The sequence below is a fragment of the Agrobacterium sp. LR_9 genome, from assembly GCF_041954855.1.
Taxonomy (GTDB): Bacteria; Pseudomonadota; Alphaproteobacteria; order Rhizobiales; family Rhizobiaceae; genus Agrobacterium; species Agrobacterium leguminum.
The window spans coordinates 291374-307681 of sequence record NZ_JAVAYA010000003.1; the positions used below are offsets into that span (position 1 = coordinate 291374).

The following is a 16308-nucleotide window of genomic DNA, read 5'->3' on the forward strand; positions in this document are numbered from 1 at the left end:
CGATCTAACCGACTGACCGGAGCACCCCGCCCGGCAGACGTTTTTCCTGAAACGGCAGGTCTCCTGGCTCGCGGCTTTACACCCTGACACCGCCTTCCCGAACCCGTTGAGGTGTCCAGTGGCTTTACGGTGCGGGCTTACCGCTTACAGTTGCGGGGGCAGCCACGGAATGACCCGGTAGTCGGGCTGGAACCGTGTTCCCTCTTAGCTTTTCCCGTTGCCGGGAAAAGACCGTCAGTTCGTTACCCTTAGGCTGAACGGGCGTGGGGGTCAATGCCGCGGCCCTGTGGCCCGCACATTGCCGGGTGCGGCAAATTGGGTATAGTCGCCGCTCCAAATGGCGGGGGCACCGGGTCCCGCGCCGCTGGATGAAAAGGAAAACGCGATGACACGCGACATCAGCGACAGCGAAGCCGAACGTCACCGGCAGAAAATGGTCAATCGCAAGACGGTGCAGGACGCGGAGGTTGCGGAAAAGACCATCGAAAAAGGTCTGCTGATGATCAATACCGGTCCCGGCAAGGGCAAATCCACCGCCGCTTTCGGCCTTGCCCTGCGCATGCTCGGCACCGGGCGGCGGGTTGGCGTCGTTCAATTCATCAAGGGCGCATGGTCGACGGGAGAACAGCAGGCGCTGACTTTGTTCGGCGACAGGGTCGTGTGGCGCACCATGGGCGAGGGGTTCACCTGGGACACGCAGGATTTGAAACGCGATGTCGCAGCGGCGGCAAAGGCTTGGGAAGAAGCCAAGGTCCTGATGGCCGACGAGACCATCGGCCTGCTGATCCTCGATGAGCTGAACATCGCACTCCGTTACGATTACCTGCCGCTGGAGGAGGTGGTCGAAACGCTTTCCAGCCGCAGGCCCGATCTGCATGTCATCGTCACCGGCCGCAATGCCAAGCAACCGCTCATCGACGCGGCCGATATGGTGACGGAAATGACCCTCGTGAAACATCACTTCAAGGCGGGCGTAAAGGCGCAGGCAGGGATAGAATTCTGATATGGCTGCACGCGTGCTGATGTTTCAGGGAACCGGCTCGGATGTCGGCAAATCGCTGATGGTGGCCGGCCTTGCCCGCGCCTTCGTCAGGCGCGGCCTGTCCGTCATGCCGTTCAAACCGCAGAACATGTCGAACAATGCGGCGGTCACCGCCGATGGCGGCGAGATTGGCCGCGCGCAGGCGCTGCAGGCTCGCGCAGCGGGCGTGCCGCTTTCCGTGCATATGAACCCGGTGCTCCTGAAGCCACAGAGCGAGACCGGCGCCCAGGTGGTGGTGCAGGGCAAGATTGCCGGCAATGCCAAAGCGGCCGATTATCAGCACATGAAGGCCGGGCTGATGCCGCGTGTGCTGGAAAGCTTCGAGCGCCTGAAACAACAGGCCGATCTGGTGTTGGTGGAAGGCGCGGGCAGCGCATCCGAAATCAACCTGCGTGCCAATGACATCGCCAATATGGGTTTTGCGAGAGCTGCGGACGCGCCTGTGATACTGATCGGCGATATCGACCGGGGCGGCGTCATCGCCAGCCTCGTCGGCACCAAAGCCGTACTCGAAGCTGAAGACGCGGCGATGATCGAAGGTTTTATCGTCAATCGCTTTCGCGGCGATCCGGCCCTGTTTTCAGACGGCATGCGAATAATTGCGGAAAAAACCGGCTGGGCCTCTATCGGGCTCCTGCCGCATTTTTCCGATGCCGCGAAGCTGCCGGCTGAAGATGCTCTCGGGCTTTCCGGCCCGGCTGAACGAAAACCTGGCGCGAAGATCCGCATCGCCGTACCGATCCTGCCGCATATTTCCAATTTCGATGATCTCGATCCGCTGGACATGGAACCGGATGTCGAACTGATCCGCGTGCGGCCGGGCGAAACCATTCCCGCCGATTGCCGGCTGGTGCTGCTTTGCGGCTCGAAAGCCACCATCGCCGATCTTGCCGTGCTGAAAAATACGGGGCTCGACATTGATATCAAGGCGCATGTGAGACGCGGCGGCCATGTTCTGGGCCTCTGCGGCGGCTACCAGATGCTTGGGAAAACCGTTGCCGATCCCGAAGGCATCGAAGGACCGCCGGCAACAGTCGACGGGCTCGGCCTGCTGGATGTCGACACTGTTCTGACGGGGGACAAAAGGCTTGTTTCCGTTACAGGGAAAAGTTTCGACGGAATTGATTTATCCGGCTATGAAATGCATGTCGGTGAAACCACGAGCGGAACCGACAGCCTGCCGTTTTCGAAAATTGATGGGCATGAAGACGGCGCTGTGTCGCCTGACGGCCGCATCTTCGGCACTTATATTCACGGCCTGTTTTCAGATGACCGCCAACGCGGCGCGTGGCTTGAGCGGCTTGGCGGACAGAACACGGAACTGAACTACGATGCGCAGGTGGACGCCGTTCTTGATCGCCTCGCAGCGCATATGGAACAGCACCTCGATCTCGACCGTCTGCTTGCTATAGCGCGATAAGGATCGCCAGAAGTCCCAGCAGGCCGATCAACAACAGGTCGGCAACCCGCGCAAGCCGCAGCGCCGCGCGAATATCGCCGGCGACAAGTGCGGCCCTGCCGCCTTCGCCCATGAAACGCGCCTCGATCATCTGCCCGCCATAGGAGCGCGGCCCTGCGAGCGCAAAGCCGAGAGCGCCGGCCAGCGCCGCCTCCGGCCAGCCGGCATTGGGGGAACGGTGATGATGGGCATCGCGACGTATCGCGGCAATGGCCCCGCCGGGTGATGCACCCTTAACAAAAAACGCGGCAACTACGAAAAGACCGCCGCTCAGCCGTGAGGCCGGCAGATTGACCAGATCGTCCAGCCGGGCGGAGGCCCAGCCGAAGGCCTCATGGCGGGGCGAGCGATGGCCGATCATGCTGTCGGCCGTATTGATCGCCTTGTAGGCCGCGCCGCCCGGCAGGCCCAGGAGACCGAGCCAGAAGGCGGGCGCGACGATGCCGTCGGAAAAATTCTCAGCCAGACTTTCGATCGCCGCCCGGCAAATTGCCGCCTCGTCCAGCTTTTGCGGATCGCGCCCGACGATCATCGATACCGCCTTGCGGCCGCCTTCCACACCCTCGCGTTCCAGCGCAGTGGCGACAGCCTCCACATGCTGCTCGAGACTTTTCTGCGCCGGAAGCGAAGCGCCAAGCACAGCGACCGGCAAAAGGCCGAAAGGCAGGAAGAGGAGAACGGATTGCACTAACCATGCACCAAGCAGCGTCAGCCCGACGAAAACAACGAGCGCCGCCACGCCTGCCCCCTTGCGCTGTGAAAATGACGCGCTCTCCCGGTTCCATTTTTTGTCCAGCAGCGCGATAAGCGAACCGATCCAGGTGACGGGATGGCCGATGCGTTTGAACAGCCAGTCCGGATAGCCGGTCAGGCGTTCGATGACGAGCGACAGGAAAGCGAGAGCAAAGAACATGGGCGAGACAGTACCAGAAAAGGCGAAAGCTGCGATCCGTCACGGCGGCAATCTCGGTAGGGCGCGTCTTATGTTTCCTGAAGCGCCGGAACCATGGATCGACCTTTCGACCGGGATCAATCCGCACTCCTATCCGCATTCGCCGATCCTTGCCAGCGCATTCGCGCGCCTGCCGGAACCGGACGCCGCCGAAGAATTGAAACATCTGGCCGCAACCCATTTCGGTGCGCCCTCCGCCCGGCTTGTGGCGCTTTCTCCCGGCACCCAGATGCTGATGCCATTGCTGGCCCAGATCGCTATCACCCGCGGAGCCAAGAGCGGCGCAGTACTTTCACCCGCCTACGCGGAACATGCCCGGACCGCACGCATGGCCGGGCTGGCTGTGACTGAGGTGGAAAACATTGACGCGATGTCGGCTCACGACTATGCCGTGGTGGTCAATCCCAATAATCCCGATGGTCGCATCACGGATCGCGCCACATTGTTGTCGCTGGCCGACGCCATGCGCCGCAAGGGCGGACTGCTCGTCGTGGACGAAGCCTTCATAGAGACGGGACTTGCCGAAAGCCTCGCAGATGCCGCCGGTCAGGAGGCGCTGGTGGTCCTGCGCTCCTTCGGCAAATTTTACGGCATGGCGGGTGTTCGGCTGGGTTTCGCGATTGCGCAGCCCGATATCGCTGCCGACCTGGAGGCAAGGCTCGGCCCCTGGGCGGTTTCGGGCCCGGCGCTGCATATCGCGATGCAGGCTCTGGCGGATGGGAAATGGCAATCATCCATGCGTCTGCACCTTGCCGAAGACGCCCGGCGCATGAACGCCATGCTGGAGAAAGCGGGGCTGGCAATTGCCGGTGGCACCTCGCTGTTTACTCTGGTGCGGGATACCCGCACCGCAGACCTGTTCAGCCATCTTGGCCGACACGGCATTCTGGTCCGCATTTTTGATGAAAGGCCGAACGACATGCGTTTCGGCCTTCCCGGTAGCGAAACGGAGTGGCAGCGGCTCGAGGAGGCGCTGTCATCCTTTGACTATTCCTCGAAGGTGTAGGTCTCAATCGACTCCGGCTTCATTTCGATGGAGAAGCCCGGCAATTTCGGCGGCATGTAAGCGGCGTTTCTGATATCGCAGGGTTCGATGAAGTGCTCGTGCAGGTGGTCGACATATTCGATCACGCGGCCTTCCTTCGTGCCTGATACGACCAGATAGTCGATCATCGACAGATGCTGCACATATTCGCAAAGGCCGACGCCGCCGGCATGCGGCCACACCGGCAGGCCGTATTTCGCGGCGATCAGCAGCACCGCCAGCACCTCGTTCAGCCCACCCATGCGGCAGCTGTCGATCTGCACCACATCGATGGCGCCCTCGGCGATGAACTGCTTGAACATGATGCGGTTCTGGCACATTTCACCGGTCGCCACCTTAACGGACCCGATGGCCGCACGGATCTTGCGATGACCGGCAATGTCGTCCGGGCTGGTCGGCTCCTCGATGAAGAATGGCTTGGCGAAGGCGAGCTTCTTCACCCAGTCGATTGCCTGATCCACTTCCCATACCTGGTTGGCGTCGATCATCAGGTAACGGTCAGGACCGATCACCTCGCGGGCAATCGTGAGACGGCGAATGTCGTCTTCCAGATCGCGGCCGACCTTCATCTTTACATGGTTGAATCCGGCGTCGATGGCTTCCTGGCAAAGGCGGCGCAGCTTGGCGTCGTCATAACCGAGCCAGCCGGCAGAGGTCGTGTAGCAGGCGTAACCTTCGCTCTTCAGCGTCTCGATACGTTCCTTCTTGCCGCTTTCGGCTTTTTTGAGGATCGCAAGCGCCTCGTCACGGGTCAGCACATCGGTCAGATAACGATAGTCGACGATATCGGCGATTTCTTCCGGGCTCATATCGGCAACGAGCTGCCAGACCGGCTTGCCCGCCTTCTTGGCCAACAAATCCCATACGGCATTGACGACGGCGCCGGTGGCGAGATGCATCGCACCCTTGTCCGGCCCGATCCAGCGCAGCTGGCTGTCGCTTGTCAGATGCCGCCAATATTTGCCGGGGTTCTCGGTGACGGTGGCAAGATCGGTGCCAACGACCAGATGACGCATCGCTTCGATGGCCATGCAGCAAATGTCGTTACCGCGGCCGATGGTGAAGGTCAGCCCGTGGCCTTTGAGACCAGGCTCATCGGTATCGAGAATGACATAAGCCGCCGAGTAATCCGGGTCGGGGTTCATCGCATCCGAACCGTCGAGGCTCTGGGAGGTCGGAAAACGCAGGTCGAAAACACGCAGATCAGTAATTTGGGTCATGGCCGTTCACTCGCGGTCAGTGTCAAAGGAAATCGTTCAATCGTGGTGGAAGGTTTCTTCCATCATTGCCCACCACTCGCCTTCCTTCCGGCTTTCGAGCGGTTGCTGGCAGGGAATGGTGAAAGACCACCATTCCTGGTTCTTGGGGCTCGCGGCCATCTTCGCCATGTCGGCGCTGATATCGCTGCCGTGATATTCCCAGTAGCCGAAGAGCAGATTTTCCGGCTCGCGCAGGAAGATCGTGTAGTTGCGGATATTGCAGTCGCTGATAAGCGCCAGAATTTCAGGCCACACAGCCGCATGCAGCCTTTTATACTCCGCGATCATCTCCGGTTTGACGCCTATGACCATGCCCATGCGCTGCATGAAAAACTCCGTTATTGCTTGATGGTGGCGAGCGCAGCGCGCAGCTTCGACTGTGGCAGGCTCAATCCCAGCCGTTCCGCTGCGGCAATGATCGGGGCGAAGCGGCGACGCTTCTTTTCATCGTGGTTGCCGGCGATATCGGAGAGCCGATGCGCCAGAAAGGGGTTGCGCAAACGCTCCCGCAGCACGCCAATATAGGCCTGCGCATCATCTCCCATGCCTTCAGCGGCAAAGACCGGCAAAACCTCGTCCCGCCAAAGCGTCTCCAGACCCGCAACGAGAGCATCGTCGGCCATTGCCTGACGCACCGTCTCGTCCTTCGCACGCGCATCCTGCAACCAGCGTTCCGCCAGATAGGAATGGCCGAGATTGAGCAGGAAAAGCTTCAGCTTTTCATAGTGATCGAGATCGTCCGTCAGCACCACGGCAGGGTGCGTGCAGGGAAGGACAAGCCCGTCCTGCTTCTCGATTGCCCATAGCGCATAGGGTTCCGCCACCGCACCCACCGGGTCGATAGGCTCGGAGACGATGCGATCCACCAGACTATTGGCAAAACGGCACTTCTCATTCAGATAAAAGGCAAAACCCGCCGGCAATTGCCACTCATCGGCAAGCCGGCGAATGACCTGTTTCAGCTTTTCGCCATTGCGCGGCACGAGTTCGCAGGGGAAGACGGACACAGGTGCTTCCGGATTGCGCTGAAAACGCTCCAGCAGCAACATGCAGAGTTTCGCCGGAAAGCTTTTCGGTACGACCGTGAAATCGCCAGCAAGCCCGGCATTATCCGCCGAATCCAGCTCATAACCGCGATCGCCCGTATTGGACAGAATGACCGCGGCCTCGCAGGCAAGGCGGCGCACCTCGGCCCAGTCGGTCGCAGCCGTCAGCGCCCGCGCGACAGCCCCGCCCTGAATTTCCTCATCCACTTCCTGCCCACCGCGGATGCCGCGAATACGCACGGGGTAGGGTGCCCCGCCGTTCAGCGCCGCAACTCGCTTCAGGCTCTCCGCATTGCCGGTTGTCTGGACAATCGCGATACGCCCGAGAGCCTCGCCCTTGTCCAGCGCCTGCGACACAAAGAAATCCGCATGCGCCAGAAGAAAGCGGCTGGTGCCGAATTGCAGGATGGGCGTATCGAGCGTCATGCGACCTCCACCATGCCCTTGATAACTCCGGCCTTCGGATCGGTCAGGCCGGCGAATCTGGAGGGCACATCGGCAAGCGTCATGCGATGGGTGATCAGCGCTTCCGGTACCTTGCCTTCGCGCAAAGCCTGCAGGACGCGCTCGAAATCCTGAGGCGTGGCATTGCGGCTGCCGAGCAGCGTCGTCTCCCGCTTGTGGAACTCCGGATCGTTGAAGCTGATATCGCTGGCAACGATAGAGACCAGCACATAGGAGCCGCCATGGCCGACAAAGGAAAAGCCGCGCTCCATGGCTTTCGGATTGCCGGTCGCATCGAAGACCGCATCGAAAAAATCGCCGCCGGTGATGTCGGAAAGGCGATCCCTGTCGCCCTCGCCGAGCGCCACCGTATGGGCGACGCCGAGATGCTCCTTACAGAACTCCAGCCGGTCGGTGCGTCCGTCGATCATCGTTACTTCGCCGCCATCGAGAACCGCGAAAACCGCAACAGCCATACCAATCGGGCCGGCGCCGACGATCAGAACCTTCTGCCCCTTCTCGACTGCGCCACGGCGCACCGCATGCGCACCGATAGCCAGAAATTCGGTCATCGCCGCCTGATCGAGACTCAACCCCTCCGCTTTCAGCACGAATTGTTGCGGCACGCTCAGATATTCAACCATGCCGCCATCGCGATGAACGCCCAGCACACCGATATTGCGGCAGCAATTGCTCTTGCCCTTCAGGCAGGCGCTACATTCGCCGCACGAGATATAGGGAATGACGGTGACCACATCGCCGGCGGACAGATGGCTGCCTTGCGGCGCTTCTTCCACCGTGCCGGAAAGCTCATGGCCCATGATACGGGGATAGGAAAGATAAGGCTGGTTGCCGGTGAAGATGTGCAGGTCCGTGCCGCAAACCCCGATGCGGCGAATACGCACCAGCACTTCACCTTCGCCACGCACTGGTTTCGGCAGTTCCTTGGAGACGAGTTGACCTGGGGTTTCGCAGAAAATCGCCAGCATGCATCACCTGTGGGAAAGGGAATAAAAACGGATGGCGTTACCGCCGAAAACTGCTGCATGGTCTTCTGCCGGCACGATATCGTGGCAGAAATCCAGCCATGCCTGATAATCGCCCGCCAGCCGCAACACCGGCCAGTCACTGCCGAAAATCACGCGGTTGCCGCCAAAGAGTTCCAGAATGGTCTCGGCATAAGGCCGTACCGCTTCCGGCCGCTGCTCACCGCGCTCGGTCAGCAGACCGGAAAGTTTGCAATGGACATTCGGGAGAGCCGCCAGAGCGGCCATATCCTTGCGCCAGTTGCTGTAGTGACCGGTAGCAATCAGGGGCTTCGCGCCATGGTCGATGACGACAGGCAATTGCGGATGGCGGCGGGCAAAGGCGAGAAGATGCGGCAGATTGGGCGGCAGGACCAGCGCATCGAACGTCAGACCATGTTTTACCAGCGCCGCCACGGCGGGATCGAGTGCCGGATCATCGATCCAGGCGACATCCTCCATGCCCTGCAACATCGGGCGGACACCCTTGAACGCCGGATGTTTTGCCCGACGGGCGATTTCACTCGCTGCATCGGCGGATTTCATGTCCACCCAGCCGACCACACCCTTGATGAAATCGGTCTTTTCCGCCAGTTCCAGCATGAAATCCGTGTCAGCCGCCGTCTCCATCGTCTGGACCAGCACGGTGCCGGAAACGCCGGCAGCGGCCAGCAAAGGCGAGAGGTCGGCGGGGAGAAAATCCCGGTAGATGGCGGCGAGCGACGGCGGCGGCCATTGCCCGGCGCGATCTTTCATCAGCCAGAAATGCTGGTGGGCATCGATGAGCATTGCCTCAGGCCTTCCCACCGGGCACCGGCGCGCCTTCAGCAATCAGGCCGCGCCTGTGCAGTTCGGACCAGAATTCATCCGGGATAGACTGCTCGAACCACTCGATATTGGAGGCGAGCTGCTGCGCATTGCGCGCACCCGAAACGACCGTGACCGACGCCGGATGGGCAAGCGGAAATTGCAGCGCGGCCGCCTGCAGCGATACGCCGAGTTCCTCGCAAACACCTTGCAGCGCATCGACACGCGTGAGAATATCGGCAGGCGCGTCGGCATAATTGAATTTGCGGTTGCCGGCCAGAATGCCGGAATTGAATGCACCGGCGACAACGAGGGCGACACCGCTTTCGGCGCAACGGTTCATGAAAGCAAGGCTCTGCTGCTCCAGCAGCGTATAGCGGCCGGCGAGCATGGCGACGTCGATATCGAAGACATCCATGGCGTCGCTGACGATTTCCCACTCATTGACGCCGAGGCCGACGGCACCCGTCGATCCTTCCTCGCGCAGCTTGCCAAGCGCCCGGAAGCCACCGCCGGTGGTCAGCTGCTCCCAGTAATGCTGGTGCTTTTCGCCATGGGTGAAGGAGCCGATATCATGCACATAAAGAATATCCGGCTTCAGAACGCCGAGCCGTTGCTGGCTTGCTTCGAAGGAACGCAGGATACCGTCATAGGAGTAATCATAGACCGGGCGGAACGGCAGGGGCGCTATATAGGCATCCTCCTCCGGACCCACGGTCTCGTCAGGCACCATCACACGGCCGACCTTGGTGCTGAGCGTATATTCGCTCCGGTCATGCTCCGTCACCATTGTGCCGATGCGACGCTCCGACCGCGTATAGCCATAAAACGGCGCGGTATCGAAATAACGCATGCCGCTTTCCCATGCCTTGTCGAACGCACCCTTGGACTCTTCATAGGGCGTGACGCGGTAGAGATTGCCCATCTGGGCGCAACCGAGGCCCATGACGGTGACGTCGACGGCGCGGCGCGGCAATTTACGTGTATCGGAGACTTTCATCGCAGGGACTTTCCAGCTTGTCTGTGGAAAGACGCGCCGCCGCAAAGCGGCGCGTCATCACGCAATCAATAAAGAACGTTCTTGGCTTCCGGCTTTTCGATATTGTCCTTGGTGACAACAACGACGCCAGTGTCGACGAACTTCTCGACCTTTTCCTTGCCGATGAGCTTGGAAATGGTCTCTACGCCCTTTTCACCCATCTGATAGGAACCCTGAACCACGATACCGGCCAGCGTGCCATCCTTGACGAAGCCCTGAAGGTCCTGGTTGCCGTCGAAGCCGATGGCGACAACCTTGCCGGCCTTGCCGCTCTGCGCGAGCGCGCGACCGACGCCGATTGCCGTCGGCTCATTGGCGCCAAAAATGCCCTTAAGGTCGGAATTGGCGGCCAGAACGTCGGTCGTTTGGTTCAGCGCGGTCGCCATCTGCGACTGCGAATAGAACGGGCCGACGATCTTCAGGTTGGAGTTCATCTGGATGTAATCGGTGAAACCGCCGACACGGCCGATTTCCGAACCGGCACCGGCGACATAGGACATGACGGCGATCTTGCCTTCCTTGCCCACCTTGTCGATCAGCGCCTGCGCTGCCAGTTCGCCGGCTTTCTTGTTATCGGTCGCCAGAAACGACTGGTAATATTGCTCCGAGCCCTTTGCGAGCTGCGAGTCGATCAGAACCACCGGAATACGGGCTTCCCAGGCCTTCTTGACGGCAGGCACCAGCGCGTCCGGGTCGGAAGGCGCCAGAACAATGCCCGCGACCTTACGGTTGATGGCGTTTTCGACCATGTTGACCTGGTCGGCAATGGCAGACTCGGCAGCCGGACCCTGGAAGGTCATGGTGTTGCCGGAAGAGTTCTTCATCGCCGCATCAGCGCCCTTCTGGACGTTCTGCCAGAAGGTGGAGTTGACGGTTTTGACGATGACGGCGATTTCACCGGCCTGCACGGTGGAAACGCTCCACAGCGCAATTGCGGATGTCAGAAGGGCAGTCGCAATTTTCTTCATTTCTTCCTCCGTGATGTCGGCATACCGGGCCTCCCCTTGCCGATCTTTTTTGCGGAAAGGGTCCGCAGGCCCTTGATCAGCGGCGGTTGCGCAACTGGTCGATCCAGACGGTGACCAGAATGACGAGGCCGATGATGATCTGTTGTGTGAAGGCGGAGACGCCATTCATGTTGAGACCGTTGCGCAGGATGCCGATGACGAAAGCGCCGATGGCCGTACCGGAAATCGTTCCCACGCCGCCGATCAGCGATGTGCCGCCGATAACGGCGCTGGCAATGGCGTCCAGCTCATACATAACACCCTCGTTCGGCTGGGCGGTGACGAGGCGAGACATCAGCACGCAGCCCGTCAGCCCGGCGAGCGTGCCGGACAGGATGTAGGTGAAATTTGTGACGCGGGCGACATTGACGCCGGAAAGACGCGCGGCTTCGGCGTTGGAACCGACAGCGTAAATGTGACGGCCGAGGATCGAGCGGTTGAGCATGAAGGAAACGGCAAGCGCAATCACCACCATCAGGATGACGGGGTAGGGGATGCCGGGAAACACCACATTCGGAAAGCCGTCGTCACCGATAGTGACGATGCGGAAGAGGGCGCCATTGCCGAGTTCGCCGAAAGATTCGCCGAGGCCGGAGACGGCGCGCGCACCGGTGATCTGCAGCGCTACGCCACGAGCGATCAACATCATGCCGAGGGTGGCGATGAAGGGCGGCAGCTTGAAACGGGTGACCAGAAGACCGTTGATGAGACCGCAGAGTGACCCCGTCAGAATGCCGAGCAACATGCCGACCGGCACCGGCATACCGAGTTCCTTCACCGCAAGGGCGGCGACGACACCGGCAAGCGCAAGCACCGAACCGACGGAAAGATCGATGCCACCGGTGATGATGACACAGGTAGCCCCGATGCCGAGCAACGCGATGGACGTGACCTGCAACGCAATCGTCATGCCGTTATTGACGGTGAAGAAGGCGCTGCTGGTGGCGGAAAAGACCGCGACAAGCGCAAAGAGGCTGCCAAGTGCGGCAAACTTCTGGATAATATCCTTCTGGCGGTCGCTGACTGCGAAGCTCTTCTTGGGTTCTGCAATATTGGCCATGTCGTTCCTCACTGCGCGGTCCGGCCGTAACCGGACGCATACCGCATGATTTCTTCCTGATTGGTCTTGGCGGTTTCGAGCACGCCCGTAATCCGGCCCTGGTGGAAAACGGCGATACGATCCGTCAGCCCAAGAATTTCCGGCAGTTCCGAACTGATGAGAATGACGCCGATGCCCTGCGCGGCGAGCTCGTCCATGATCTTGTAGATCGCGAATTTCGCGCCGACATCGATGCCGCGTGTCGGCTCGTCGAAAAACAGCACGCGAGATTGCCGGAACAACCATTTGCCGATGATGATTTTCTGCTGATTGCCGCCGGAAAGCAGCCGCACCGTCTGCCCGATCGAGGGAGTACGGATATTCAGGAGATCGACGTAGCGCTTTGCCACATCGTCATGTTTCTTGAAATCGATCAGCCCGAAACGGTTGGAAACCTCGCCGAGATTGGCAAGCGTCGTATTGGCCGCCACCGACATCTTGATGGCGAGGCCATCGCTTTTGCGGTCTTCCGAGAGATAGGCGATGCCCTCCTCGATGGCGTCCTGCGGCGAGCTGATCGAAAGCTCCCGCCCGTTGAAAACGATCCTGCCAGCATCAAGCGGATCTGCGCCGAAGATGGCCCGGGCGACTTCGGTGCGGCCAGCACCCATCAGCCCGGCAAAGCCAAGGATTTCGCCACGTCGCAGCGAAAAACCGACGTCGTGGAACACGCCGCTGCGTGTTAGGCCCTCGACGGAAAAAATAACATCTTCCGTGGGGCGCGATGTACGCTCGGGGAATTTGTCTTCCAGCGAACGCCCGACCATGCGCGTGACGATGTCGTCAACGGTGATCGAAGCGAAATCGTCGGTCGAAATATAACGTCCATCGCGCAGAACCGTCACACGGTCGACGATTTCTGCCATTTCATCGAGACGGTGGGAAATATAAACGATTCCGACACCGGATGCCTTGAGATCGCGAATGACCTTGAACAGGAGCCGGGTTTCCTGCTCGGTCAGCGAAGACGTCGGCTCATCCATGATGAGCACTTCAGCGTCAAGAGAAAGCGCCTTGGCGATTTCCACCATCTGACATTGGGCAACTGAAAGACCGCGGACGATCTGGTCGGGGTCGATGTCGACACCCAACCGGTCGAGACAGCGCTTGGCATCGAGGCGCAGCTTCTTGCGGTCGACGAGGAAACCGCGACGCGGTTCGCGCGCAAGATAGATGTTTTCGGCGACGGAAAGATGCGGAACGAGGTTGAGTTCCTGATGAATGATGGCGATGCCGGCAGCTTCGGACTCCAGCGGCGATGCATATTGCACCTTCACGCCTTTATGAAGGATGGTGCCGTCGCTCGGCTGATAGACGCCGCTGACGATCTTCATCAGAGTCGATTTTCCCGCACCATTCTCACCGCAGACGGCATGCACCTCGCCGGCGCGCAGATCGAAATGCACGTTCGACAGTGCTTTGACGCCGGGAAATTCCTTGCTGATATTATCCAGGCGCAGAAGCACCGCGCGCTGTCCATGCGCCATCTGTTCAGGCGAAAAATCGCCCCGAATTGTCGATGCGCCCTGCGACATCTGGAAACCTCCCACCCGTATCCCCGCTCCACCGGGGCCATGAACAGGCCAAATGGTTAGGCCGGTTTTTCAGAATGGTCAAGCCAATTAGGCCAAAATTTGCGAAGCCATATCCAAAGCGGAAGCGACACATGAAACAATAACCAATAATAAATGAGTTATTTCATATGCTTAAGTAATTCCTTGCGTATTGAGACGCTTGGCGTTACGGTAAGGCCAAATACGGATTGCAGACAGGACTCGTCGAAAAACACATGAGTGGTCAGGCCAAAATAGCGGAACCGCGCAGGCTTTATCAGCAGATTGCGGACCAGATACGCGAACTCATCGATATGGGTGAATTCCTGCCCGGCACGCGGCTTCCCGCCGAACGCGAACTTGCACAGAAGCTCGGCGTATCGAGGCCTTCCTTGCGCGAGGCGCTGATTGCGCTTGAAATCGACAACACCGTCGAAATTCGCATGGGTTCCGGGGTTTATGTGTCGGCGGAAGCGTTGCAGACGACCCACCATACCAAATCGCTCGGTGACAGCCCCTCCGAACTGATGCAGGCGCGCGCTGCGCTGGAGGGTGCCACCATCGTGCTGGCGGCAAGCCGGATGACCGATGAGACAATCGCGGCCCTCCGGCAAATACTCAATACCATGCAGCGGGAAATCGAGGCCGGTCGCAAGCCTCTGGATCAGGATCGGCTGTTTCACGTCACCATCGCCGAGCAATCCGGTAACAGCGTTTTGGCCCGAATGGTGGCCAACCTCTTCGATGAGCGCCACAGCCCCATTTCGGCCCAGCTTCGCGTGAAATTCGAAGACCGCGACACTTGGACCCATGCGCTTCAGGAACACGAGGCCATTCTGGCAGCGCTTGAACTGAAAGACCCGCTACTGGCGCAGGCCGCCATGCATACCCATCTGGAAGGTTCGAAGAGACGCTGGGTCGAAAACTGATCTGGAAACATAACAGGCAATATACCGGGAGGAGGAAAACCCGTGAGTGAGAATTCCGAGGCAACCATTTTGCTGAACGCCAACGACAATGTTGCGGTGGCACGTCGGTCCATTCCGGCCGGCGGCGCGACGGGCAGGGGCGATCTGGCGGCGCTCGAGCTGATCGGGCGCGGGCACAAGGTGGCCCTCAAATTCATCAAATCGGGCGATGAGGTGCTGAAATACGGACAGGTCATCGGTATCGCAACCCAGGATATCGAGCCCGGCCGCCACGTGCACCTGCACAATCTCGCCATGGTGCCTTCCGAACACGCGCATCAGTTCAGCGTTGATATCGAAGAAAAGGGCATGGTCCCGGAAGCCGAACGCCGAACGTTCAAGGGTTATGACCGTGGCCTCGGTGGCGTCGGAACACGAAACTATATCGGCGTCATCGCTTCGGTGAACTGTTCCGCCACGGTCTCGCGTTACATCGCGGATTATTTCAACAAGCAGGGCGGCCTTGATGGTTTCGACAATGTCGATGGCGTCGTGGCGCTGACCCATGGCGGCGGCTGTGCGCTGAATACGAAATCGGAAGGTTACCGCCTGCTGATCCGAACTATTCAGGGCTATGCCCGCCACCCGAATTTCGGCGGCATTCTGCTGATCGGCCTCGGTTGTGAAACCAACCAGATCGCGCCCATTCTCGAACATTACAAGATGGAAGAGGGTGAGCGGCTGCGCACCATGACGATCCAGCAGCATGGCGGCACCCGCAAGACGATCGATGCGGCGATTGCCGAGATCAAGGCCATGCTACCGATGGTCAATGCCGCCCGCCGAACGGAGCAACCGCTTTCCAAGCTGAAGGTGGCACTGGAATGCGGCGGCTCGGATGGTTATTCCGGCATTTCCGCCAACCCGGCTCTGGGTTATGCCTCCGACCTGATCGTCCGCAACGGTGGAACCACGGTCCTCTCCGAGACGCCGGAGATTTACGGCGCTGAACACCTCCTGACGAAGCGCGCCGTCACCCCTGCCGTCGCCGAAAAGCTGCTACAGCGTATCGACTGGTGGCGTGATTATACCGCCCGCAATGGCGACGAACTGAATAACAACCCCTCCCACGGCAATAAGCTTGGCGGCCTCACCACCATTCTGGAAAAATCGCTGGGCGCGGTCGCCAAGGGCGGCTCCATGCCGCTGAAGGCGGTTTATGAATTCGCCGAAACCGTAACGGAGCAGGGTTTCGTCTTCATGGATACGCCCGGCTATGACCCTGTTGCCGTCACCGGCCAGGTCGCCGGCGGCTGCAACGTCATCTGTTTCACCACTGGCCGCGGCTCGGTTTCGGGCTTCAAGCCGTCACCCTGCATCAAGATCGCCACCAATTCCGAAATGTATGAACACATGAAGGAAGACATGGATATCAATTGCGGTGAGATCGTCACCGGCGCTGAAACCATCGAAGAATCCGGCAAACGAATTTTCGAGCATATTCTGGCGGTGGCCTCCGGCGAAAAGACCGTCAGCGAGATATACGACTACGGCGACAATGAATTTGTACCGTGGCAGGTCGGCGCAGTGACCTGACCGAAAATTAAAACTGTCCCACGTGAA

General features: G+C 59.9%; 15 protein-coding genes and 1 riboswitch. Of the genes, 5 read left to right on the forward strand and 10 right to left on the reverse strand.

The window, feature by feature from the left end:
• Window positions 1-35 precede the first annotated feature (35 nt).
• A riboswitch (cobalamin riboswitch) is annotated at window positions 36-251 on the reverse strand.
• Between the two features lie 134 nt (window positions 252-385).
• The gene (gene cobO, locus RAC79_RS05910) at window positions 386-1003 is read left to right on the forward strand and encodes a cob(I)yrinic acid a,c-diamide adenosyltransferase (protein WP_059760031.1); all 618 of its coding nucleotides are present in this window, start codon (window positions 386-388) and stop codon (window positions 1001-1003) included.
• A 1-nt stretch (window position 1004) separates the two neighbouring features.
• Window positions 1005-2462, forward strand: a complete 1458-nt coding sequence (locus tag RAC79_RS05915) for a cobyric acid synthase (RefSeq protein ID WP_142844444.1) — start codon at window positions 1005-1007, stop codon at window positions 2460-2462.
• Here RAC79_RS05915 and cbiB read toward each other — a convergent pair.
• Window positions 2449-3414, reverse strand: coding sequence for an adenosylcobinamide-phosphate synthase CbiB (cbiB, locus tag RAC79_RS05920; protein ID WP_142844445.1), 966 nt, complete (start codon window positions 3412-3414; stop codon window positions 2449-2451). The two genes, RAC79_RS05915 and cbiB, sit on opposite strands and share 14 nt — an antisense overlap.
• Here cbiB and cobD point away from each other — a divergent pair.
• Window positions 3413-4459: a threonine-phosphate decarboxylase CobD gene (cobD, locus tag RAC79_RS05925; RefSeq protein ID WP_174039752.1), complete on the forward strand. Its 1047-nt coding sequence runs from the start codon at window positions 3413-3415 to the stop codon at window positions 4457-4459. The two genes, cbiB and cobD, sit on opposite strands and share 2 nt — an antisense overlap.
• Here the strand turns inward: cobD and RAC79_RS05930 are convergent.
• The 9 genes from RAC79_RS05930 to RAC79_RS05970 all read right to left on the reverse strand — a co-directional run bounded on the left by RAC79_RS05930 (window position 4441) and on the right by RAC79_RS05970 (window position 13759).
• Complete coding sequence (locus RAC79_RS05930) at window positions 4441-5718, reverse strand: L-fuconate dehydratase (RefSeq protein WP_174039753.1); 1278 nt, start codon at window positions 5716-5718, stop codon at window positions 4441-4443. The genes cobD and RAC79_RS05930 overlap by 19 nt on opposite strands.
• Window positions 5719-5754: 36 nt before the next feature.
• Window positions 5755-6084 carry an L-rhamnose mutarotase gene (locus RAC79_RS05935; RefSeq protein WP_080856896.1) on the reverse strand — a complete coding sequence of 110 codons (330 nt, stop codon included), beginning with the start codon at window positions 6082-6084 and terminating at the stop codon, window positions 5755-5757.
• An 11-nt stretch (window positions 6085-6095) separates the two neighbouring features.
• Window positions 6096-7229, reverse strand: coding sequence for a mannitol dehydrogenase family protein (locus RAC79_RS05940; protein WP_174036624.1), 1134 nt, complete (start codon window positions 7227-7229; stop codon window positions 6096-6098).
• Window positions 7226-8236 carry a zinc-binding alcohol dehydrogenase family protein gene (locus RAC79_RS05945; protein ID WP_174036625.1) on the reverse strand — a complete coding sequence of 337 codons (1011 nt, stop codon included), beginning with the start codon at window positions 8234-8236 and terminating at the stop codon, window positions 7226-7228. Before RAC79_RS05945 ends, RAC79_RS05940 begins: the two co-directional genes overlap by 4 nt.
• A gap of 3 nt (window positions 8237-8239) precedes the next feature.
• Entirely contained in the window at window positions 8240-9061 is an 822-nt protein-coding gene (locus tag RAC79_RS05950) for an amidohydrolase (RefSeq protein WP_174039754.1), read from the reverse strand.
• A gap of 4 nt (window positions 9062-9065) precedes the next feature.
• On the reverse strand, window positions 9066-10079 hold the full coding sequence (locus RAC79_RS05955) for an aldo/keto reductase (RefSeq protein ID WP_174036627.1): 1014 nt from the start codon (window positions 10077-10079) through the stop codon (window positions 9066-9068).
• Between the two features lie 65 nt (window positions 10080-10144).
• Complete coding sequence (locus RAC79_RS05960) at window positions 10145-11086, reverse strand: ABC transporter substrate-binding protein (protein WP_003520222.1); 942 nt, start codon at window positions 11084-11086, stop codon at window positions 10145-10147.
• Between the two features lie 76 nt (window positions 11087-11162).
• Window positions 11163-12185 (reverse strand): ABC transporter permease, encoded by a 1023-nt coding sequence (locus RAC79_RS05965; protein ID WP_065656837.1) that lies wholly within the window; start codon window positions 12183-12185, stop codon window positions 11163-11165.
• Window positions 12186-12193: 8 nt separating this feature from the next.
• On the reverse strand, window positions 12194-13759 hold the full coding sequence (locus RAC79_RS05970; protein ID WP_161987780.1) for a sugar ABC transporter ATP-binding protein: 1566 nt from the start codon (window positions 13757-13759) through the stop codon (window positions 12194-12196).
• Window positions 13760-14013: 254 nt separating this feature from the next.
• Here RAC79_RS05970 and RAC79_RS05975 point away from each other — a divergent pair, with 254 nt between their 5' ends.
• Both RAC79_RS05975 and RAC79_RS05980 read left to right on the forward strand, forming a co-directional pair.
• The gene (locus tag RAC79_RS05975) at window positions 14014-14706 is read left to right on the forward strand and encodes a FadR/GntR family transcriptional regulator (RefSeq protein WP_174039755.1); all 693 of its coding nucleotides are present in this window, start codon (window positions 14014-14016) and stop codon (window positions 14704-14706) included.
• 42 nt (window positions 14707-14748) lie between these two features.
• Complete coding sequence (locus tag RAC79_RS05980; RefSeq protein ID WP_065656835.1) at window positions 14749-16281, forward strand: UxaA family hydrolase; 1533 nt, start codon at window positions 14749-14751, stop codon at window positions 16279-16281.
• The last annotated feature ends 27 nt before the right edge of the window (window positions 16282-16308 follow it).